Source organism: Candidatus Pelagibacter sp. uisw_098 (genome assembly GCF_059512505.1).
The window spans coordinates 797501-819709 of sequence record NZ_CM183454.1 but is presented as its reverse complement, the minus strand read 5'-3'; the positions used below and the strand labels follow the sequence as shown (position 1 = coordinate 819709).

General features: G+C 29.1%; 18 protein-coding genes. 13 read left to right on the top strand and 5 right to left on the bottom strand.

Annotated features, from left to right (window positions below; genetic code table 11):
- Nucleotides 1-67: 67 nt before the first annotated feature.
- From AC5YF9_RS04425 to AC5YF9_RS04395, 7 genes are all read left to right on the top strand, one after another.
- On the top strand, nt 68-1240 hold the full coding sequence (locus tag AC5YF9_RS04425; protein ID WP_415303497.1) for a hypothetical protein: 1173 nt from the start codon (nt 68-70) through the stop codon (nt 1238-1240).
- A 184-nt stretch (nt 1241-1424) separates the two neighbouring features.
- Entirely contained in the window at nt 1425-2630 is a 1206-nt protein-coding gene (locus tag AC5YF9_RS04420) for a hypothetical protein (protein ID WP_496169836.1), read from the top strand.
- 135 nt (nt 2631-2765) lie between these two features.
- Entirely contained in the window at nt 2766-3599 is an 834-nt protein-coding gene (locus tag AC5YF9_RS04415) for an NAD-dependent epimerase/dehydratase family protein (RefSeq protein ID WP_415303494.1), read from the top strand.
- A 3-nt stretch (nt 3600-3602) separates the two neighbouring features.
- Nucleotides 3603-5864 carry a glycosyltransferase family 4 protein gene (locus AC5YF9_RS04410; protein WP_496169835.1) on the top strand — a complete coding sequence of 754 codons (2262 nt, stop codon included), beginning with the start codon at nt 3603-3605 and terminating at the stop codon, nt 5862-5864.
- A 34-nt stretch (nt 5865-5898) separates the two neighbouring features.
- Complete coding sequence (locus AC5YF9_RS04405; RefSeq protein WP_415303492.1) at nt 5899-6498, top strand: sugar transferase; 600 nt, start codon at nt 5899-5901, stop codon at nt 6496-6498.
- Nucleotides 6482-6898: an acyltransferase gene (locus tag AC5YF9_RS04400; protein ID WP_415303491.1), complete on the top strand. Its 417-nt coding sequence runs from the start codon at nt 6482-6484 to the stop codon at nt 6896-6898. The genes AC5YF9_RS04405 and AC5YF9_RS04400 overlap by 17 nt, the downstream gene beginning before the upstream one ends.
- Entirely contained in the window at nt 6888-8066 is a 1179-nt protein-coding gene (locus tag AC5YF9_RS04395) for a DegT/DnrJ/EryC1/StrS family aminotransferase (protein WP_415303490.1), read from the top strand. The genes AC5YF9_RS04400 and AC5YF9_RS04395 overlap by 11 nt, the downstream gene beginning before the upstream one ends.
- On the opposite strand, the gene AC5YF9_RS04390 is transcribed toward AC5YF9_RS04395, so the two are convergent.
- From AC5YF9_RS04390 to AC5YF9_RS04380, 3 genes are read right to left on the bottom strand one after another with little or no spacing between them, the layout of a single operon-like run.
- Nucleotides 8063-9142: a YeiH family protein gene (locus AC5YF9_RS04390; protein ID WP_415303489.1), complete on the bottom strand. Its 1080-nt coding sequence runs from the start codon at nt 9140-9142 to the stop codon at nt 8063-8065. The genes AC5YF9_RS04395 and AC5YF9_RS04390 overlap by 4 nt on opposite strands.
- A 24-nt stretch (nt 9143-9166) precedes the next feature.
- Nucleotides 9167-10333, bottom strand: coding sequence for a UxaA family hydrolase (locus tag AC5YF9_RS04385; protein ID WP_415303488.1), 1167 nt, complete (start codon nt 10331-10333; stop codon nt 9167-9169).
- Between the two features lie 5 nt (nt 10334-10338).
- Complete coding sequence (locus tag AC5YF9_RS04380; protein WP_415303487.1) at nt 10339-10623, bottom strand: UxaA family hydrolase; 285 nt, start codon at nt 10621-10623, stop codon at nt 10339-10341.
- A 111-nt stretch (nt 10624-10734) separates the two neighbouring features.
- Between AC5YF9_RS04380 and xsc the strand changes: the two genes are divergently transcribed.
- Nucleotides 10735-12519, top strand: coding sequence for a sulfoacetaldehyde acetyltransferase (gene xsc / locus AC5YF9_RS04375; RefSeq protein WP_415303486.1), 1785 nt, complete (start codon nt 10735-10737; stop codon nt 12517-12519).
- 39 nt (nt 12520-12558) lie between these two features.
- Nucleotides 12559-13863 (top strand): NAD(P)/FAD-dependent oxidoreductase, encoded by a 1305-nt coding sequence (locus AC5YF9_RS04370; RefSeq protein WP_415303485.1) that lies wholly within the window; start codon nt 12559-12561, stop codon nt 13861-13863.
- On the opposite strand, the gene AC5YF9_RS04365 is transcribed toward AC5YF9_RS04370, so the two are convergent.
- Together AC5YF9_RS04365 and AC5YF9_RS04360 are read right to left on the bottom strand one after the other, a co-directional pair.
- On the bottom strand, nt 13864-16449 hold the full coding sequence (locus AC5YF9_RS04365; RefSeq protein ID WP_415303484.1) for an ABC transporter permease: 2586 nt from the start codon (nt 16447-16449) through the stop codon (nt 13864-13866).
- Entirely contained in the window at nt 16385-17050 is a 666-nt protein-coding gene (locus AC5YF9_RS04360; RefSeq protein WP_415303483.1) for an ABC transporter ATP-binding protein, read from the bottom strand. The genes AC5YF9_RS04365 and AC5YF9_RS04360 overlap by 65 nt, the downstream gene beginning before the upstream one ends.
- Here AC5YF9_RS04360 and AC5YF9_RS04355 point away from each other — a divergent pair.
- The 4 genes from AC5YF9_RS04355 (at nt 17049) to AC5YF9_RS04340 (ending at nt 22155) form a co-directional block, all read left to right on the top strand.
- Nucleotides 17049-17666, top strand: a complete 618-nt coding sequence (locus tag AC5YF9_RS04355) for an arylesterase (RefSeq protein ID WP_415303482.1) — start codon at nt 17049-17051, stop codon at nt 17664-17666. The genes AC5YF9_RS04360 and AC5YF9_RS04355 overlap by 2 nt on opposite strands.
- Before the next feature lie 120 nt (nt 17667-17786).
- The gene (locus tag AC5YF9_RS04350; protein ID WP_415303481.1) at nt 17787-18830 is read left to right on the top strand and encodes a Wzz/FepE/Etk N-terminal domain-containing protein; all 1044 of its coding nucleotides are present in this window, start codon (nt 17787-17789) and stop codon (nt 18828-18830) included.
- A gap of 155 nt (nt 18831-18985) precedes the next feature.
- Nucleotides 18986-20914 (top strand): polysaccharide biosynthesis protein, encoded by a 1929-nt coding sequence (locus AC5YF9_RS04345; RefSeq protein WP_415303480.1) that lies wholly within the window; start codon nt 18986-18988, stop codon nt 20912-20914.
- Between the two features lie 5 nt (nt 20915-20919).
- The gene (locus AC5YF9_RS04340; protein WP_415303479.1) at nt 20920-22155 is read left to right on the top strand and encodes an O-antigen ligase family protein; all 1236 of its coding nucleotides are present in this window, start codon (nt 20920-20922) and stop codon (nt 22153-22155) included.
- The last annotated feature ends 54 nt before the right edge of the window (nt 22156-22209 follow it).

Here is a 22209-nt window from a genome sequence, read left to right as displayed (position 1 = left end):
TTGATTATAACTAATGTATTTAAGCAATAAATTTGATTATAATATCAACTAATAAATTAATATAGTCATGAATAACATAAATCATCTTAGTGATTTTACAATATTAGAAAATGTGTGGAATTATGTTTCAATATTTATTGTATTTTTTATTGGACTTTTTTTAATTTTTTTTAGTGAAAAAATATTTGATACAACTAAAGTTCGAGTCTGTTCTTTATATGTTTGGCATACTATTCTTTGCTCTATTTTTATTTTTACTACTTCAAAAATAGGTGGTGACGCAATATTTTATTATACTGCATCACTAATTCATGAACGTGAATTTAGTTTTGGTACAACTGCAACTCTTTATTTTACAACAATATTTACAAGGGGGTTTGGGTTAACATATATTAGCACTTTTATGGTATTTAATATTATTGGTACTTATGGACTGCTTGCTTTAGATGCTTCATTAAGACATGCAACTTTTGATAAATCAAAATATATTAAACTACTAGCACTTTTTACAGTGCTTATGCCTTCTTTAAGTTATTGGAGTTCAGGAATTGGTAAAGATGCCATTCAATTTTTTGGTACTTGTTTTTTGTTGTGGTCTAGTATTAATTTTAAAAAACGAAATATAATATTTTTAATTTCATTAATAATAATTTTTACAACTAGACCTCATATAGGTGGCATAGCAATCATTTCTTTATTTCTATCATTATGGTTTATCAGCTCATTGTCACTTAAAAAAAAAATATTATATTTAATAATTACTTTTGTTCCTTTAATATTTTTATTACCTACTGTATTAGATTCTGTAGGTTTTTCTAAAAATTATGATTATAGTTTAGCTAATTTATTTACGTTTATAAAATTAAGACAAACTTATACTATGATTGGTGGATCTTCTGTTGATATTGGAGAAATGAATTTTATTTATCAATTATTTACTTATCTTTTTAGACCGCTTCCTTATGAGACCCATAACACACTTGCTTTCTTATCATCTCTAGATAATTTATTTTTATTATCAATCTTCATTATAACTATACTCAGCATAATATTTGTAAAAAGAGAAAAATTTTTATTAAATCATCATACTGAAAATAGATGGTTTTTATTAATATTTAGTTTAGTTGGTTTATCAATTTTATCTTATACAACTGCAAATTTTGGAATTTCTGCCCGTCAGAAATGGATGGTTATGCCAATACTATTGTATTTTTGTTTTCAATGTATGAGAGTTAAATGATAGATAAAAAAACTATAATTTATATTACCCTAAAATTAAAAGTTGTTTTAGATATTTTTTCTGTCAAATAGAAATAATTTAAATTTGTATGGTATATATTTTTGTTTCTTTTAATTTAGTTGCAGTACTTGAATATTTAAATACAAAAGACATCTATGGTACAAATTTTTAAATCTATATCGTTATGAGTAGCGTAAATCATCTAAGTGATGTTAGTTTGATTGAAAATATATGGGATTCAATCTCTATAGTAGCTGTATTAATTGTTGGTTGTTATTTAATCTCAATTAGCGCAAAATATTTCAATGCAACTAAAGTTAGAGCTTTATCATTGTATATATGGCACAGTTTTTTTTGTTTTGCTTATATTTTTACCACTTCAATAATTGGTGGTGACTCAATATGGTATTATACAGAGTCATTAATCCAAAAAAATGTATTTTCATTTGGTACAACATCAACTCTTTACTTTACCACATTACTAACAGTTGGGTTTGGTTTAAATTATATCAGTACTTTTTTAGTTTATAATATTATTGGTACAATTGGACTAATTGCTATAGATGCATCTTTAAGACATGTAACAAAAAATAAATCTAGTTTTGTTAAATCATTATCATTATTCATAGTTCTTGTACCTTCTATGAGTTATTGGAGCTCAGCAATTGGTAAAGACTCGATACAATTTATGGCAACTGGTCTTTTATTATGGTCAAGTATTGACTTTAAGAAGCGTAATTTAATGTTTTTGATATCGATATTTATTATGTTTGTTGTTCGTCCACATATATGCGGTATAGCAGTTGTTGCTTTTACATTTTCGATATTCATTATTAACTCAATAAGTTTTACTAAAAAATTTACTTACCTTGCTATTTGTTTAGTTTTCTTATTATCTGCTGTGCCTTTTATACTTGGATATGTCAATTGGGATAGCTCAATATCGATAGACTCTATAACAGAGTACGTTAAACAAAGACAGGGGTATAATTTGGATGGTGGCGGAAGTGTAGATATTAGAAAAATGAATTTACCATATCAATTGTTTACATATCTTTTTAGACCATTACCATATGAAGCTCACAGCACCCTAGCTCTTATATCTTCTATAGATAATGCTTTGTTACTAACAGTTTTTATCTTATCTGCTCTTAGTATCATATTCCTAAAAAGAAAAAATTTTAATTTAAACCACCCTACTGAAAATAGGTACTTTTTATTGATATTTAGTTTAGGGTTATTGTTGATGTTAGCACTTACTACTGCAAATTGGGGAATTGCTGCGCGTCAAAAATGGATGGTCATGCCAATATTGTTATATTTTGGGTTCTTATTCATTAGAGTTAGTGGGTCTAAAAAAACTAAAGTCAAAAAAACCAAAATTATTTAAGGTATAATTAATAAATAGTGATCTTATTACTGTAGTTTAATATCGATTGTAAATAAGAAGTGAATTATAGTCTTATTTTAGAATGAATTTTATTTTTGAAAATTTAAATTTTAAAAAGTCACTAGAAAATTATATATGGATGATAAAATTATAATAATTGGCAGAAATAGTAATTTATCTAATCATTTGTTAGAAAAATTAAAGAATGCAAAAGTTATTTCATCAAGAGAAATTTCAAATAATATTGACATATTATCTGAATTTAAAAATCAGAAAATTAAATTAATATTTAATAATTTTCATCCAGCAATAAAATTAAATGAAATGATTAATGCAGAAGAATATATAATGAATTCTATTGGTTTAACTTCTAAAATTTTAAATTATTTTTTAATTAATGATATAAAGATAAACAAAATTATCTACACAAGTAGTAGTTCTGTTTATGGTAATAATAAATTTTCTACTGAAACAGATGAACTAAAACCTCTAAATCTATATGCGTCACTAAAAATTGCAAATGAAAAAATGATTGAAAAATTTTCTACTGATAATAAAATTAACTATACTATTTCAAGATTATTTAATATGTATGGAGGTAATGATAAATTTTCTATTATTAGTAAAATTTTTTTTGCAATAAAAACTACTCAAGAAATTACAATTGTTAATAATGGCAACTCTATAAGAGATTTTATCCACATTAATGATGTTGTTGATATTTATATAAAACTCCTAAATATAAAAAATATTAAAGTAGTTAATATAGGTACTGGAATTGGAAGATCTGTTAAAAGTATAATTAAATCTTTTGCAAAATACAAAATAAAAATATTTACTAAAAATATTTCAAGAAATGAATTAAAAGAATCAACTGCAAATATTAAAATTTTAAATAAAATTTTAGATAAAAAAATATTTATTCAAATAGAGGATTATATTAAAGAACAATTAAGTCATAATAAATAATAGATGAAAAAAGTTATTATCATTGCACCAATATATGACTCTTTAATTAATTTTAGAGGTGATTTAATTGAAGAAATTAAAAATAAAGATTGTGAAGTAATTACAATATCACCAGCACCTTCAAAACAATATCGAGAAACTTTTAAAGATAAACAAATAAAAAATATCACACTTAATTTTGAAAGGAATAAGGTAAATCCTTTTCATGATTTTTATATGTTTGTAAAATTAGTTATAATATTTTGGACCCAGTCACCAGATATTGTTTTATCGTATGGAATAAAACCAGTTATTTATGGAGGGTTAGCAGCAAAGTTTTTTAAAATAAATTTTTATGCTTTGGTTACAGGTGTTGGTTACGCATTTCAAGGGGACTCATTTAAAAGAAAATTATTAACTAAATTAGTTGCTATTTTGTACAAATCTGCACTCAAAAAAGCTAACGAGGTTATTTTTCACAATAAAGAAAATTGTAATCTGTTTGTTGAAAAAAATATTATATCTAAATTAAAAACATCTGTTGTAAATGGATCTGGTGTAGATATTGATAAATTCAATTTTGAACCACCTGTCATAAAAAATGTAAGTTTTTTATGTATTTCTCGATTACTTGGTGAAAAAGGATTAAGAGAATATGCTGCAGCTGCTAAAATTGTAAAAAAAAAATTTCCTAATATTATTTTTAATTTAGTTGGACCTGAAGATACGTCCCCGGATGGAATATCTTTAAATGAAGTTATGAAGTGGTCAGACTATATTAATTACAAAGGTGCAACTTTGGATGTTCGTCCCTTTATAAAGAGTGCAAATATTTTTATATTACCGTCTTATCATGAAGGAATATCAAGAAGCATATTAGAGGCTATGTCAATGGGTCGGCCAATCCTTACAACTGATGGAGTTGGTTGCAAGGAGACTGTAGAAGATAATGTTAATGGTTTTAAAGTACCAGTTGGATCTATAGAAAAACTTGCTGAAAAAATGATTTGGTTTATTCAAAACCCTATGTCACTAAATCAAATGGGTATAGCTAGCAGAAAGATTGTTGAGCAGCGTTATGATGTCCGCAAAGTTAACTTTGAAATGCTTAATATTATTGGGCTAGGAGCAACCAGGTCTTTAGCTAAATCAGAAAAAATTATTATCATTACATCTGTACCAATAAGTTTTTCCACTTTAATACGAGGCCAGGCTAAGTATTTAAGTAATTTTTATAATGTTAAACTTGTTTCATCTTTTTCTTCTAACAATTCACAAATATCAGATTTTGAAGGTGTAGAATTTAAGTCTATAAATATGACAAGAAAAATAACCCCAATTCAAGACTTAAAAGCAATATACAGACTCTATAAATATATTTCAATTGAAAGACCAAACATAGTCTACACATTTACACCAAAAGCTGGGCTTTTAGGGATGTTAGCATCTTTTCTATGTAGAATACCTGTTAGAGTTCATAATATTGTAGGCTTACCGTTGATGGAATATACTGGCTGGAAACTAGTTTTACTTAAATTTATTGAAAGATTAACATATTTTTTTTCTACTAGAATTTTTTGTAATAGTTTTGGATTAAAAAAATATATCAATGATAATTTGACCTCTTTACCAATAACTGTTGTAGGGCAAGGCTCAATTAATGGTGTAGATACAGAATATTTTAAAGATAAGCTCAATAATGAAGAAAAGTCACTCATTAGATTAAAACATAATATTTCTAATAATGATTTTGTCATAACATTTCTTGGAAGAATTGTCAGAGATAAGGGAATAAATGAATTAGTAGAATCATTTGTATTACTTTTAAAAAAATATCCCAACTTAAAACTTTTATTAGTTGGAGACTATGATGATAATTTGAATAGAATTGATGATGAAACTAAAGATTTAATAAGTAGCATGGAGTCGATCATAAATGTGGGCTTTAAGAGTGATATTAGAGATTTTTTATCTATTTCAGATTTATTTGTACTTCCTTCTTACAGAGAAGGTTTGCCAAATTCATTAATCGAAGCAGGTAGTTTTGGTATTCCTTTATTAGCAACAAATATAAATGGATGTAATGAAATCATTGATAATAATGAAACAGGTTTGCTTATAAAGATGAAAGATATAAACAGTTTAAAAGATGGAATAGAAAAGTGTATAACTGATAAGAAATTTTATTCCTACATAAAGAGCAATGTCAGAGATAAAATTATAATGAAATATGAACAAAATTCTTTTTGGTTAAATTTAAAAGATGAATTTAAAAAAACTATTTGATATATTTTTATAAACAATATTAACAATACTAGTAATGAAACGTATATTTGATTTATTTATTACCTTTTTTCTATTATCACTTTTTTTACCTGTAATAATATTAATTACATTAATTCTTATAAGTAAATTAGAGTTTCCAATATTTTTTAAACAATCTCGTCCTGGATTGAATGGAAAGATATTTAAGATTATCAAATTTAGAACAATGACAAATCAGCTCGATACAGATAAAAAATTATTATTGGATGAAGCCAGACTGACTGCATTCGGTAAATTTTTAAGATCAGTGAGTTTAGATGAGTTACCTGGACTATGGAATGTGCTAAAAGGTGATATGAGTTTGGTTGGTCCTCGACCGTTATTAATAGAGTATCTGCCTTTATATACCACTCAACAGGCTAGACGACATGAAGTTAGGCCAGGTATTACAGGTTGGGCACAAATTAATGGCCGTAATACAATTAGTTGGAATGAAAAATTTAATTTAGATGTTTGGTATGTTGACAACCAGTCTATTTGGCTAGATATAAGGATATTATGCCTAACAGTAAAAAAAGTAATAATGCGTGAAGGAATAAACCAGACTGGTCAAATTACAGTAGAACGCTTTAAGGGTAATGATGGTGAAAAGTGATAGATTTAATAATTGGAAATATCCAATTATTAAAGAGGGAAAGCCAACAAAATATAATTGGGTTGTGCAAAATTTAGATGGTTTAGATTTGGGATTTAATACTGATATTGGTGCTTTTTCTTATATTAACGCTAAATATAAAGTCATAATTGAAGATGAGGTGCAAATTGGATCACATTGCTCTATTTACTCCGTATCTACTATAGATAATTCTTCAGGGAAAGTGGTATTAAAAAATAATTGTCGAATTGGAAGTCATACAGTCATTCTTCCGGGTGTATCAATTGGCAAAAACTCTATAATTGGTGCGCATAGTTTAGTTAATAAAGATATTCCAGATAATGTAGTTGCTTTTGGTGTACCCGCTAAAGTAACACGTAAATTAAATAATGATAAATAGTCAATTTTCTCCATGGCCTTCATTTACCTTAGAGGAAGCTAATTCAGTTCGTGATGTTCTGTTATCAAATAAAGTTAATTATTGGACTGGTGAAGAATGTCGTGAGTTTGAAAAAGAGTTTGCAGTTTGGACAAATTCTAAATATGCGATAGCTCTAGGAAATGGAACCCAAGCTTTAGACGGTGCGTTGAAAGCTTTGGATATTGGTGAAGGCAATGAAGTGATTGTCACCTCTCGCACATATATTAGTTCAGTTTCATCTATCGTAAATGCTGGTGCAATCCCTATTTTTGCTGACGTTGATTTGAATTCCCAAAATATCAAAGTTGAATCTATTAAATCTTTAATTAATAGCAAAACTAAAGCTATTGTTTGTGTACATTTAGCTGGTTGGCCATGTGAAATGGATGATATAATGGATTTAGCTAATGAATTTAATTTATATGTTATTGAAGACTGTGCGCAAGCTCATGGAGCCAAATATAAAGACAAACCTGTTGGCTCAATTGGAAATATCGGTTGTTGGAGTTTTTGCCAAGATAAAATCATGACAACAGGAGGTGAGGGTGGCATGGTCACTACTAATGATAAATCTTTATGGAATAAGATGTGGGCTTATAAAGATCATGGTAAGAGCTATGAAGCTGTGTATGAACGAGAGCACCCAGCAGGATTCAGATGGTTAAATGAATCATTTGGAACGAATTGGCGTATGACTGAAATGCAAGCAATAATTGGAAGAATACAACTAAAAAGAATGCCCGATTGGCAAGCTAAGCGTATTAGTAATATTAATAAAATATGGAATTCTGCTAGGCAATGTAAAGGTTTGCGTGTGCCAAGTATTTCTGACTATATTAAACATGCAGCTTATAAATGTTACGTTTTTGTTGAATCAAAGGAATTAAAAAATGGGTGGAATCGTGATAGAATTATTAAAGAGATAAATGCATTGGGCGTGCCGTGTTATTTTGGAGCTTGTTCTGAGGTGTACTTAGAAAAAGCATTTGATAATACCAAATTTAGACCCAAAGAGAGATTAGTTAATGCTAAAGAATTAGGAGAAACTTCTTTAGTTTTTTTAGTACACCCAACTTTAACTAAAGATGAGATTCAAAAAACAAGTGATGCAATTACTTCTGTTATGAATCAGGCTACAAGCGTTTAATATAAAAATGTTTTAAAAAAAATCTCTAAGGTTATAATACTAACAATTCCAACAGTTATAGCTGTAATTAAACCTACAACAAATGGTTTATAGCCCATTGATTTTAGCTCATTTATATTAATAGATATACCCACAGCTGCCATCGCCATAGTTAGAAAGACCGTAGCTAAACTCTTAAGGTAGCCTATAAAGTTTTTCCATGTTTCAAAATTAGAATTTTCTACTGTAAATACTTGATCTCCAATATTCCTAACAACTATCATTCCTATAAAACCAATTACAAAATATGGAAAAATACTTAATATAGAATAACCTTTATCTTTAACGTTACCTCGATTATATAAAAAAGCAAATAATGGAATCATAATAACTAAAAAAGTATTTCTTATTAATTTTGTAACTGTAGCTACATTTAATGTCTCTGGACTGTTAAATTGCTGATCATAGATCAATCCAGCAGCAGCCACTTGAGAAGTTTCATGAATAGCAGTTCCTAAAAATAAACCAGCCTTTAATGGTTCGCCATAAAAATACCATTCTGCAAAATATGGGTAGACAAGCATTGCAATGACACCAAATAAAGTAATGTTTGCTATTGCATAGGCCACTTCAGTTTTTTTAGCATTTATAACAGGAGCCGTCGCAACTATGGCAGTTGCACCACAAACACTCGTACCTATAGCTATTAGGTAAGACATTCTTGACGAAATAGGTACTTTTTTAATCAATAATTTTACAAGGATGAGTACACTTAATATACATACAATAATCAAAGGAATAGCAATGGTTCCAAATTTAATAAACTCTCCAAAACTTAACCTGATACCTAAAAAAATTATCCCTAATTTTAAAATATACTTTTGAGTAAAGTCTAATCCTAACATCATACCTGGCCTAGGTGTAAATGCATTTCCCATAACAATGCCAAGTAGTATTGCAATCATAGCAGTGGAAATTGGGCTTTTAGTGGTATTAAATAATTCAATCGCAATTACATTGTTTATCCCTTGAGAAAATAAACAAAAAACTAAAGCTAAGACAATACCAGGAGTAATGTTTGTTATATTTTTAAACACTATGAGTTGAGAACTTTAGAAAAATTACGCACTACGGTAGAGTTTTGTCATAACAAACTCTTTATGTCCTAAAGCTTCAGCGCAAGTTAATCTACCATTAGCAACTCTAATCATTGATTTGATTAATTCATCACCAGCTTCTGACATAGTCATCTCTCGTGATAAAATTTTTGATACATCGCAATCAATGTGTTCACCCATGCCTTTTACAGTTAATGGGTTGGCAGTTAATTTAACAACAGGCTCTATAGGGTTACCTACGATATTACCTTGACCTGTTGGGAATAAGTGAATGTTAAATCCAGCAGCTGCTTGAAGTGTAATACACTCTGCTGCTGCAGATGAAGTATCCATAAAGTATAATCCTTTTCCTTTAGTAGGTTCTTCAGCTGGTTCTAAAACATCAATAAACTTACAATTTCCAATTTTTTGGAAGTTTCCAAAAGCTTTCTCTTCAATTGTCGTTAATCCTCCTGCAATATTTCCTGCAGTTGGTTGACTATCTGAAAGGTCATCTGTTGCTTCTTTTAGAATAAAATCATTGTAATCACTCCATGTTTTCATGAATTTTTCAGAAGCTTCTGGAGTTGCACCACGTGTAGCACAAACCTTTTCAGCACCAGTTAACTCTGAGGTTTCACCAAAACATAAATGAACTCCTAATGGCTCTAATTTATCCATTAAATTTCCAACTGTTGGGTTAGCAGCAAGACCTGATGTTGTATCAGATTCACCACATTTAACTGAAATCCATAAATCACTTAAAGGACATTCTTCTCTTTGTTTTTCAGAAGCCCACATTGCAAATTCTTGAGCTTTTTTAGAAGCCTTCATGATTGTTCCAATGTCACCAGTTCTTTCAATATGAAATCCTTCAACTGGTTTTCCACTTTTAGCAATTTCATCAACAATTCTTTTTGTCCATTTAGGTTCAATCCCAATAACAATTACAGCAGCAACGTTAGGGTTTTTTCCAGTCCCAATCATTGTTCTAAAGTGTAAATCTAAATCAGCACCAAATTGAAGTCTTCCATAAGAATGAGGGAGAGCCATTGTACCTTTAATATTATTTGCTACAGCTTCAGCACAAGCGTTTGAGATATCATCTACAGGTAAGATGATTACGTGGTTTCTAGTGCCAACTCTGCTATTTTCTCTTTTATAACCTAAAAAACTTTTTGGAATTTCCATATTTTTTACCACTTCTTCGTTTTTACATTGTGAACATGAACATGCTCACCTTTTTTGATTGATTTAACTACTTTTCCAATATCATGACCATATTTTAAAATAGTATCACCCTCATTAAGGTCAACCATTGCAATTTTATGTCCTAATTGAATTTCATCTACTGATTGAATTTGAACCGTCTTATCATTTTCCATAATCCAGCAAGCGCAATCTTGTTTAGCAGTGATTTTATCAATAACAACTACTCCAACGTTGTCCTTTTCGTCATGTATAATAATGTCTGTAGCCATAATTGTGTCGATTTGTTTGTTTGAAATTTTTTTATTCTTATATATTAATCTTAAAAATTAACAAATTATTTATAAATTTTTTAACAACTTAAGCAGGAAGGCCTAATTATTATGACTAAAATGACAACAGAAGAAGCTTTTGTAAAAGTTTTACAAATGCATGGAATTGAACACGCATTTGGAATTATTGGTTCAGCCTTTATGCCTATTTCAGATATTTTTCCTGATGCAGGAATAACTTTTTGGGATGTTGCACATGAAACTAATGGTGGATTAATTGCAGATGGTTACACAAGATCTACTGGTAAAATGTCAATGGTCATTGCTCAAAATGGTCCTGGAATTACCGGTCTTGTTACACCTATTAAAACTGCATACTGGAACCACACACCATTATTATTAGTAACACCTCAAGCTGCCAATAAAACTATGGGCCAAGGTGGCTTTCAAGAAGTAGAACAAATGAATTTATTTAAAGATATGGTTTGTTATCAAGAAGAAGTTAGAGACGCTTCAAGAATGGCAGAAGTATTAAATAGAGTAATTGAAAAAGCGATCAGAGGATCAGCTCCAGCACAAATAAATGTTCCAAGAGATTACTGGACACAAGTAATTGATATTGATCTTCCTCCAATTGTTAGACTTGAGAGACAAGCAGGTGGAGTTGATGCAATTAAAAAAGCAGCTGACTTATTATCAAACGCTAAGTTTCCAGTAATATTATCTGGTGCGGGTGTTGTAATTGGTGGAGCGATTGAAGATTGTAAAAAATTAGCTGAAAAATTAGATGCTCCAGTTTGTTCAGGGTATCAACATAATGATAGTTTCCCGGGAAGTCATCCACTAGCTGCTGGACCATTAGGGTATAATGGATCAAAAGCTGGAATGGAATTAATTAAGAAAGCTGATGTCGTTCTTGCACTTGGTACAAGATTAAATCCTTTCTCAACTCTACCTGGTTACGGAATGGATTACTGGCCAAAAGATGCGAGTATCATTCAAGTTGATATGAATTCAGATAGAATTGGTTTAACTAAAAAAGTATCAGTTGGTATTTGTGGTGATGCAAAATTAGTATCTCAACAAATTTTAGCTCAACTTTCTCCAACAGCGGGGGATACCAATAGAGAAGAGAGAAAAAATACAATTCACCAAACTAAATCTGCGTGGTTACAAGAGTTATCAAGTCTAGATCATGAAGATGATGATGAAGGTACTGTTTGGAATGCAGAAGCTAGAAAAAGAGATGCAGACAGAATGTCTCCTAGAGAAGCATGGAGAGGAATTCAAGCAGGAATGCCTGATGACGTAATTATCTCAAGTGATATTGGAAATAACTGTGCAATTGGAAACGCTTACCCTACATTTGAAAAAGGTAGAAAATATTTAGCACCAGGATTATTTGGTCCTTGTGGTTATGGCTTTCCAGCAATTCTTGGAGCAAAAATTGGATGTCCTGATACTCCAGTAATTGGTTTTGCAGGTGACGGTGCATTCGGTATCAGCATGAACGAAATGAGTTCAGTAGCAAGACCAGAATGGCCAGCAATTTCAATGGTAATTTTTAGAAACTACCAGTGGGGAGCTGAAAAAAGAAACACTACTTTATGGTTTGATGACAATTTTGTTGGAACAGAACTTGATCCTGAATTAAGTTATGCAAAAGTTGCTGATGCTTGCGGATTAAAAGGTGTTACTGTTCGAACTATGGAAGAGACTACAGCTGCTATCAAGCAATCATGCGAGGATCAAAAGAAAGGAATTACAACGTTTATTGAAGTAATTCTTAACCAAGAATTGGGTGAACCTTTCAGAAGAGATGCCATGAAAAGACCAGTTAAAGTTGCAGGGATCAATAAAGAAGACATGATTAAGCAACCTTCTTTGGTATCTTAAGATCTTTTAAAAATATCCTATCTGTCATAATGTAACTACATGAATGTAGTTAATGATATTGGTTGTAGTTGGATTAATGACCTTGATAGAAGATCTAATATAAAAACTTTAGATAAAGATAAATCCTGTGATTGGTTAATTATTGGTGCTGGTTACACAGGTTTATCTGCTGCTAGAAAATTATCAGAACTTCATCCTAATCAAAAAATTATTATTGTTGATGCTCAATTAGCAGGTGAGGGTGCAAGTGGAAGGAACTCAGGTTATTTAGTCGATACTACCCTTAATGATGGTTTCACCTCCAATAAAGAGCTTTCCAATTATAAAAAGAAAACAGACATTTATAAATTAGGAATTGATGTTGTTAAAAAGTTTATTAAAGAGCATCAGGTAGATTGTGATTGGAATGAAAGTGGAAAGTATTTTGCCTCATCAAATGAAAAAGACAGAAAGATATTGGAAAATTTTAGCAAAACTTTGTTAAAATTAAACTTTGAACATAATATTTTAGAAAAAGATGATTTAGGTAAAAGATTAGGTACGAATTTTTATAACTTAGCACTTTATACTAAAGGAGGAATTTTATTACATCCAGGAAAACTTGTAAGAGCAATGATTGACACTTTGCCAGATAATGTTGAGTTGCTTGAAAATTCTCAGCTAAATGAATGGTCAAAAAATAGTGACACAATTATTTGTAAATTTAAAAATCATAAAATAATTACTAAAAAGATTATTTTTTGCACAAATGGGTTTTTAAAATCACTTGGTATAAAAAATAATTATAATTTCCCCTTAACTTTAACTGCAAGCATGACAAGAATATTAACTGATAGAGAATATAAGTTTATTGGTGAGCCTAAAGAATGGGGTGTGCTACCTGTTAGACCAATGGGTGCAACTATTAGAATGACAAAAGATAAAAGAATTTTAATTAGAAATACTGCAGAAGTTCATAGTCCTTTTAAAATGTCTAAATCAGGTTTAGATAAAAGATCTTTAAATCAAAAACTTGGAATTAAAAAAAGATTTCCAAGTTTAGCAGATGATATTATTGAATCTAGTTGGTCTGGGATTGTATCTAGAACAAGAAATAGTTCACAAATTTTTGATAAAATTGATCATAATGTTTTTGTAGCAGGTTGTTATAATGGTTCTGGTATTGGTGTTGGAACCTTATTTGGTGAACAGATAGCAATTAAAGCAAGCAACGAAGATAGTGATGAAATTAATATAATAGAATCTAGAAATAAGCCTACCTGGTTACCATCACAACCATTTTTAAATATTGGAGTTAAAACAAGATTAATATTTGAGAGGTTTAGATCTCGATCTGATATTTAGTTATTGATTTCTTATAAGTGGATAAACTTTAGGGCTTAAATACTTAAAATTAGTAATCATAATTAAGATTAATGTAGCTAATCCAATCCCAATAGTTACCTGCAAAAATATTGCTAAATCAAACTTCCAAGTGATTTGAAAAATATTTTCAATGATAAATTGCGAACCTATGACCGCAAAAAATAGAGCTATTAAAATTATGGATGTGAATATAATAAAAAACTCAATAATTGAAGAGAGTACAACCTCAACTTTGGAAAAACCTAGAATTTTGAATATTAAGTTTTGAAATTCTTTAATTTTACCCTGAACTATAATTGCACTAGATATGACAATTAAACCAATGACTATAGTTATTGCAGAGATAACGGTTACAGCAATAAATACTTTGTTTAAAAGATCTGTTACTTTCTCCAAGTAATCAGTGATTTTTATAATAGAAAGACTAGGCATTTTATCTAGTAAAGCAGTTTCATTAAAATTTTCTAAACTTTTAAACTTTGAAGTGGCCAAATATTCGTGAGGTATATTTTTTGCAAATTGGGGGTTTAATAGCATTGCAAAGTTAATAGTAAAATCTCTGTAGTCTACTAACCTGAAATTTACAATCTCACCTTCAATTTCACGACCATAGATATTTAAAGTAAAAATGTCACCAATTTTAATATCAAAATTTTTAGCAATTTTACTATCAAGTGAAATTTGAAGTTTATCAGGTCTACTTAAATCCCACCACGTACCCTCTACAATCGGATTATCTTTTAAAACTTTATCAGCCCAAGAAGACCTTCTGTCATTTCTAATTACCCAGTGGCTATCATTACTTGAATCGATATAAGTATTTGGATCTATTCCATTAATTTTTAGAATACCTGTTGAGACCATGGGTACAATTTCAAGACTAGCCTCTTTATCCATATCAAAAATTAAATCTTCAAATATTTGTCTTTCATCACTTTGAATGCCAATGAAAAAATAATCAGGAGCAAGCTCCGGTATAGATTTTGCAATTTCTCTTTTAAAGTTCGAACCAACAAACGCTAAAGTTAATAATAATGTGACCCCTAAACCTAAGGACATAATAGTTATAGGGGTAATGCTTTTAGTTTGAGTAATATTTTTAACAGATACTTTAATTGAAATATTTGGATGTTCATTAAGTCCTTTAAATAATTTTATAATCAAGTTTGATAATAAATAAAACACCAACAGACAAATAAAGAATGCCCCAAAATAACCCAAGCTATAAATTGGTCGAGCTGAACCAATGGTAAATAAAGAAATTAAAATTGATAATAGTAATAGACTTAAAATGATTGATTTCTTTGAATAATAAAATTGAAGGTTTTGAAATACATTTCTAAACAAGTTTGATGCCTTAACCTGGTCAATTGCATTAACGGTTGGTATAGAAAATATGATCAAGATTAATAAACCTACTAAAAAAACTTTGAAATAATTAAGGATAGAAAAACTACCTTCAATATTTAACCCAAGGCCAGCTGATAAATAAACATCAACAATGGGGACTAGAAAGAAACTAAAAGAATAGGCGGCAGTAGATATTACGAATAATAGAAAGAGTAATTGAAGATAATAGACTATTTTAATATCTTTTGAAAAAAAGCCTAAAGACTTCTTAACGGCTATAGACATATTGTTCTGGTTAATGAAAGAAAGCAGAGTGTTAGCAATTCCAATTCCGGCAATTAACATTGCACTAATTGATACAAGGGACAAAAATTGAGAGAAATTATCAATTATTCTCTTTAAAGGACCGTCAGATTTTTCATGATATCTAAGTTTAACCTTTTTTTCATCTTTGAATAATTGCTCAATCTTTTTAGATAAAATTTTTGGATTATCTCCCTCATTAAATCTTACTTTATATTCATAGTTTAAAAAGCTACCTAGATTGTTAAGTTTTAATAGTTCTAATGTTTGTTTTCCAGCTAAAGCAAAATCACCAAACACAAAAGCACCTCCAATATCAGGCACAGATTTTACAATACCAATTACAGTAAAGAGTTTGTCTTGAACCTTGATCATATCATTTAATTCTAAATTAAGATTTTTGAAAATGTTTTCATTAACAAGAATGGTGTTTTCTGTAGTTTGTAATTTTTCAAATGCACCAATAGGCTCGTAACCTACTTCGCCAAATAGTGGATAATTTTCATCTACTGTTTTAATTCTAGAAAATATTGATTTGTTCTTTGTCTTATTAGTAGTTGAGATCATAGTACTAAATTCAACCATTTGAGAAACTGTAGAAAACTTTTTAACTTTGTTAATTAATTCTAAGTTGCCAACATTACGATTGTAATCAATTTCAATATCACCACCCAAAAGTGCTCTTGAGTTATTATTTAGTTCTTTGTTCAAACTATCTTCAATTGTGAAAATTGAACTTAAGATAAACAAACTAATAAAAAGTGTTAAAATAATGCTGGAAATTTTTTTATAATTTCTACTTAAATCTCTTAAGGCATATATTAAAGTTAACTTGAACTCTGAAAGCTTAGACAATTTTTCCATCTTTGATTTTGATTTTTCTTTTTGCTTTATTCGCAAGTTTTGGATCATGGGTGACCATAATTAAAGATGATTTTTCTTCCTTAATATATTTAAACAAAATATCTGCAATCATTTGTGAATTTTCACTATCTAAATTTCCAGTAGGTTCATCTGCTAAGATTAACTTTGGCTTCATGGCTATAGCCCTTGCAATAGCAACACGTTGCTGTTCACCACCAGAAAGTTGGCTTGGTAAATTATTAAATCTATTTTTTAATCCAAATCGATCAAGCAATTCTTTTGCTCGTTCATTAGGATTTTTTAGATTATTTAATTCTAAAGTTAAAGCAACATTTTCAACAGCAGTATAATTTGGAATAAGATAGAAAGATTGAAAAACAATCCCAATATTTTTTCTTCTAATTTTAGAAACTTCATCTTCACTCATTTTAGATATTTCTTGATCTTCAAAAAATATCTTACCAGAAGTTGCTTTCTCTAAGCCACCTGCGAGCATAATTAAGCTTGTTTTTCCAGAGCCGCTTTCGCCAACTATTGAAATAGACTCATTTTTCTTAGTTTCTAAATCAATATTTTTTAAAACCTTAATTGTATCGTTACCATTTTGGTATTTAAGATTAACGTTTTTTAGCTTAAGAAGTGTTTCCATGAATAGAAGTTTTATTATTAAAATTATATCGTTCTGTCTAGTAACCATAAACGTCTATGCAGCAGATAAAGTTGTTTTATTCGGTGATAGTTTAATGGCTGGGTATGGTCTTTTACAAGAAAATCACTTGGCTTTAGTGTTAGAAAAAAACCTCAATAAAAAGGGTTTTGATATTAAAATTATTGATGGAAGTGTTTCAGGCAGCACATCAGCAGGAGGACTAAATAGAATAGAGTGGACCTTATCCGAACCTAATATTGACTTGTTAATTATAGGACTTGGTGCAAATGATATGTTGCGTGGTTTAAGTCCTAATGAAACTAAAAAAAATCTAGAAAAAATTATTCAGATTTCTATACAAAAAAATGTTGAAGTAATATTAGCTGGTATGATTGCACCTACTACCCACGGAATAAGTTACAAAAAAAAATTTGATGACATTTATCCAAATTTAGTAAAAAAATATAATTTAAATTATATCCCATTTTTATTAGAAGGTGTTGCATTAAACCCTGAATATAATCAAGATGATGGTATTCATCCCAATAAAAAAGGCATTATTATAATTAGCAAAATTCTCCAAAAAAAAATTATTAATTTAGAAGGTAGATTTTAAAAAAATATTTTTATAAGATTGTATAAAATAAACTTTGATTTGAGTATTCAAAAAATACTCAAACTTTTTCATTTGAGATTAGCAATATTGTGAGATATAAAACTTTCATATTTTAGCTTTATGAACGACTCTATAAAAAAATCAGAAGATAGTGAAATCGATTTATTAGATCTTTTAAGAACACTTTTAAGACATAAAACTTTGATTGTGGGGCTAACTGTACTTTTTGGGATTTTTGGATTTATAGCTAATCAAATGATCCCAGCTAAAGTTATAGCTAAGCAATTTCAAACAAACCTTATTTTAAAAGAGCCTTCGTCATTAGATTTAAAAATAATAACAGACCATGGAATTAATTTTGTTAATGTTAAAAATTTAAAAAAAGAATTTTTTTTTACCTTCAGACAAGATCTTATTTCTGAAACAAGTTTCAAATCTTTTGTAAAGAAATACCCGAATAAAAACTCCTTTTTAAAACCTTCAAATAAACAAGAAGGTAATGTAGATAAATTTTTAGAACAAACCTCTTTAGAATCAACTCACATTAAAAATAATATTTTTACAATTACGTTGATCTATCCGGAAGAGATTAAAGGAAGTAATTTGCTAGACGATTATGTAGAGAGCGTCAGTCTTAGAAGTAAAGATACACTTATTAATCAAATTAAAAATTTACTTCTAAGTGAGTTAGCTAATGTTGTTAATGAAAAAAGAATTTTGGTAAATAGTAAAAAAAGATCAATTATAAATCAATTGTTTGCTCATCAACAAGCTTTGAAAACTGCCGAAAGTATTGCTTCTATTGAAGGGGTGGGTTTTCGTGTGATTGAAAACTATGAATATAGAGCGGATAACAATAATTTATACTTAAAGGGCATAAAAGTTTTAAATGCTGAAATTCTTAATTTAAAAGAGCAACTAAATTACCCAGAAAGAATGGATGATTATAATTTGCTATTAAGCAAAGAAGAGTTAATTCAATCAAAAATAAAATCGTTAAAGCAAACTAATTTTAATTGGGCAATGCCTCTATCCTATCAAAAAGAAATAACAATCTCATCGAATAAAAAATCACATTTGTTACCAATAGGTTTGATTATTGGATTTGCTTTATCTCTTCTGATTATTTTTTTTAGGTATATCTCGAATATATTAAAAGGCTAGATGTTGAAGAGGTAAATTTTGTAGATTCTTTGCAAAGACAATTAAAGAATTAACTTTAATTTTATGATTTTATTCTACATTATGAGATCTATAAAATATGCTTATAATTTTATTAGATGACATTTTGAAAACAATTAAAAGAAAGGTACATTTCGTTGATTAAACAATTACTTTCGTTATCAAGAATTAATAAACAATTAATTATTCTAGCAATTGATTTTGCCTTGATTGTGTTAATAATATTAGCATCATTCTCAATACGTTTAGAATATTGGTACTTTCCAAAAAACGATTTAGTATGGATAATATTGGGTGCACCTTTGGTTGCAATTCCTATTTTTGCAAAATTTGGTTTATATCATGCAATTGTTCGTTATATAGGTTTTAAGACGTTATGGTCTATTGTTCAGGCTGTATCTTTGTATGCATTTATATGGGGTTTAGTTGCATTTATAATATCTGGAGCAGAGGGAATTCCAAGGTCAGTCATATTAATTAACTGGTTATTAGCTATATTAATAATTGGAGGAGTAAGAATTTTTGCACGTTTTTTGCTTAGTAATAATATTAAATTTTCAATTCTTAATTATGAATTTAAAAGTAATAATAATGCTGAATACATAAGTAAGCGTAAAGTTTTAATTTATGGCGCAGGTAATGCTGGAATACAGTTGGTATCAGCACTGAAGAACTCTAAAGAATATCACCCAGTTGGATTTATAGATGATGCTAAAGAGCTACAAGGTAATTATATCGGTGGTTTAAATATATATCCCGTAGAGATTATAGGTAAGTTGATTGATAAACTCAAAGTTGAGGAAGTGTTAATCGCACTACCAAGTATTTCTCGTACTAAACGATTTACTATTATTGATAAATTAGAACCTTATCCAGTTGTTGTGCGCATGCTACCAGGCTTATCAGAGTTAGCTCAAGGCAAAATAAAAATTAATGATTTACTTCAAGTAAGTATTAAAGATTTACTTGGACGCAAGTCGGTAGAATCAAATAAAGATCTATTAGGAAAAAATATTACCAATAAAATCGTAGTAGTAACAGGTGCAGGGGGATCAATTGGCTCAGAACTTTGCAGACAAATAGTTTTTTTAAAACCAAAGAAATTAATTTTATATGAGATGAATGAGTTGTCGCTTTATATAATTGAAAAAGAATTATCTAATATGAACTTACAATCATTGAGTATTTACCCAATATTAGGCAGTGTTAATAATAAAAACAGACTTAAAAATATTTTTAAACATTTTAATGTAGAAACAATCTATCATGCCGCAGCATATAAGCATGTACCAATGGTAGAATTTAACAATACTGAGGGAGTGGATAACAATATATTCGGCACTCTTAATTGTGCAGAAGTCGCAATTGATTTAAATGTTGAGACTTTTGTTTTAATATCAACAGATAAGGCGGTACGCCCAACAAATACTATGGGGGCAACTAAGCGTACAGCTGAACTTATATTGCAAGCTTTTTCTGTCACACAAATGGGCACAAAATTTAGCATAGTGCGTTTTGGTAATGTGCTAGGTTCTAGTGGGTCTGTTATTCCTTTATTTGAACAACAAATTAAGGATGGAGGTCCAGTTACCGTAACTGATAAAAATATTACTCGTTATTTTATGACAGTGTCAGAGGCAGTAGAGCTTATAATTCAAGCGGGTGCCATGGGTAAAGGAGGGGATTTATTTGTATTGGATATGGGTAAACCGATAAAGATTCAAGATTTGGCCAAAAAAATGATCCGTCTAAGTGGCCTAAAAGTAAAAGATGAATTAAATCCAGATGGAGATATTCAGATTACCTATACAGGCCTGCGTGCTGGTGAGAAACTCTATGAAGAGTTGTTAATAGGAGACAATGTAAGTAAGACAGACAATCCACTTATTATGTGTGCACAAGAAGAAATGCTTACTTGGAATGAGTTAAAGCTATTATTGAATAAACTAATGGAGGCAAATCATACCTTTGATCATAAGATGGTACGCGAAATTTTAATTCAAATAGTACCAGGTTTTAAACCACAGTCTGAAATTACTGACATTTTATTTGAGGATAAAAATTAAATCAAATGTTAACCAACTCTATTGCTTTAATAATACCTTTTTTTATTTGGGGTCCTTTTTTCCCTGATCTAATTGTGAGCATTTCATCTTTAATTTTTTTGTACCATGTCTTTAAAAATAAAGATTTTAGTTATTTTAATATCAAACCTTTAGTAATTTTTTTTATATTTTGTGTTTATGCTATTTTTTGCAGCCTATTATCAGAAAATATTTTACTAAGTTTTGAGAGTAGTTTATTTTATTTTAGAATTGGAATATTTGCATGTGTTATTTGGTATTGCATAGATCGTGATAAAAGAATTTTAAAATATTTTTACTATATTTTAGTAATTTCTTTTTCCGTGTTAGTGGTAGATGGCTATATTCAGTTTTTTTCAGGAAAAAATATTATGGGCTACCCACTTCTATCGGGAGTTCGTGTTAGTTCTTTTTTTGGAGATGAACACATTTTAGGCTCATATTTAAGTAGACTTTTCCCTTTATTGTTTGCGCTTTTTTTATTAAAAGAAAAAAAAGTTAAGCACGAGACATATTTTATTGGTGTATTATTTATTCTAGTAGATGTATTAATTTTTGTATCAGGTGAAAGAGCTGCTTTTGCTTTTTTAAACTTATCAACAATATTTATAATAATATTAATCGATAGATATCAAAAATTTAGGCTTGTTACTTTTGTTATAGCTTTGGTTGTTATTTCATTACTAACTTATAGTAGTAAAACTTTGCAACAACGTATGATTTCTGAACCAGCTAAAACAATGGGATTAACAAACGATTCTCAAAATCAAAATGTTTTACAAAGAAAATATATATTCACTCCAACTCATGATAGTTTAATTAGAACAGCTTTTAATATGTTTTTGGATAAACCTATCTTTGGACATGGTCCGAAAATGTTTAGAGTCATCTGTAAAGATAAAAAATACAAAACTGGAATTAATCCTTGTCAGAATCATCCTCATAATTTTTATGTTCAATTATTAGCTGAAATGGGAATTATAGGTTTTAGTTTTTTATTCAGTGCTTTTTTGTATGTTACGTATTCAGCTTACCGTCAGTTAAAATCCATTATCCTAAAACAAAAAAGACATTTAACAGATTATCAAGTTTGCTTGCTTGCAGGAATATTAATTACTATTTGGCCCATAGCTCCTAATGGTAATTTCTTTAATAACTGGCTAGCTATTATTTACAGTCTACCCGTTGGTTTTTATCTTCAATCTATCTACGGAAAAAAATAATTTAAAATTATTAAGTAGCATATAAAAAATATTAAAAAGAATACTTACAGCTAA

Bases quoted from the DNA above. Each gene is read 5' to 3' on its own strand.
- AC5YF9_RS04425 (WP_415303497.1), top strand. From the start codon at position 68: ATGAATAACATAAATCATCTTAGTGATTTTACAATATTAGAAAATGTG.
- AC5YF9_RS04420 (WP_496169836.1), top strand. From the start codon at position 1,425: ATGAGTAGCGTAAATCATCTAAGTGATGTTAGTTTGATTGAAAATATA.
- AC5YF9_RS04415 (WP_415303494.1), top strand. From the start codon at position 2,766: ATGGATGATAAAATTATAATAATTGGCAGAAATAGTAATTTATCTAAT.
- AC5YF9_RS04410 (WP_496169835.1), top strand. From the start codon at position 3,603: ATGAAAAAAGTTATTATCATTGCACCAATATATGACTCTTTAATTAAT.
- AC5YF9_RS04405 (WP_415303492.1), top strand. From the start codon at position 5,899: ATGAAACGTATATTTGATTTATTTATTACCTTTTTTCTATTATCACTT.
- AC5YF9_RS04400 (WP_415303491.1), top strand. From the start codon at position 6,482: ATGATGGTGAAAAGTGATAGATTTAATAATTGGAAATATCCAATTATT.
- AC5YF9_RS04395 (WP_415303490.1), top strand. From the start codon at position 6,888: ATGATAAATAGTCAATTTTCTCCATGGCCTTCATTTACCTTAGAGGAA.
- AC5YF9_RS04385 (WP_415303488.1), bottom strand. From the start codon at position 10,333: ATGGAAATTCCAAAAAGTTTTTTAGGTTATAAAAGAGAAAATAGCAGA.
- AC5YF9_RS04380 (WP_415303487.1), bottom strand. From the start codon at position 10,623: ATGGCTACAGACATTATTATACATGACGAAAAGGACAACGTTGGAGTA.
- xsc (WP_415303486.1), top strand. From the start codon at position 10,735: ATGACTAAAATGACAACAGAAGAAGCTTTTGTAAAAGTTTTACAAATG.
- AC5YF9_RS04370 (WP_415303485.1), top strand. From the start codon at position 12,559: ATGAATGTAGTTAATGATATTGGTTGTAGTTGGATTAATGACCTTGAT.
- AC5YF9_RS04365 (WP_415303484.1), bottom strand. From the start codon at position 16,449: ATGATCCAAAACTTGCGAATAAAGCAAAAAGAAAAATCAAAATCAAAG.
- AC5YF9_RS04355 (WP_415303482.1), top strand. From the start codon at position 17,049: ATGAATAGAAGTTTTATTATTAAAATTATATCGTTCTGTCTAGTAACC.
- AC5YF9_RS04360 (WP_415303483.1), bottom strand. From the start codon at position 17,050: ATGGAAACACTTCTTAAGCTAAAAAACGTTAATCTTAAATACCAAAAT.
- AC5YF9_RS04350 (WP_415303481.1), top strand. From the start codon at position 17,787: ATGAACGACTCTATAAAAAAATCAGAAGATAGTGAAATCGATTTATTA.
- AC5YF9_RS04340 (WP_415303479.1), top strand. From the start codon at position 20,920: ATGTTAACCAACTCTATTGCTTTAATAATACCTTTTTTTATTTGGGGT.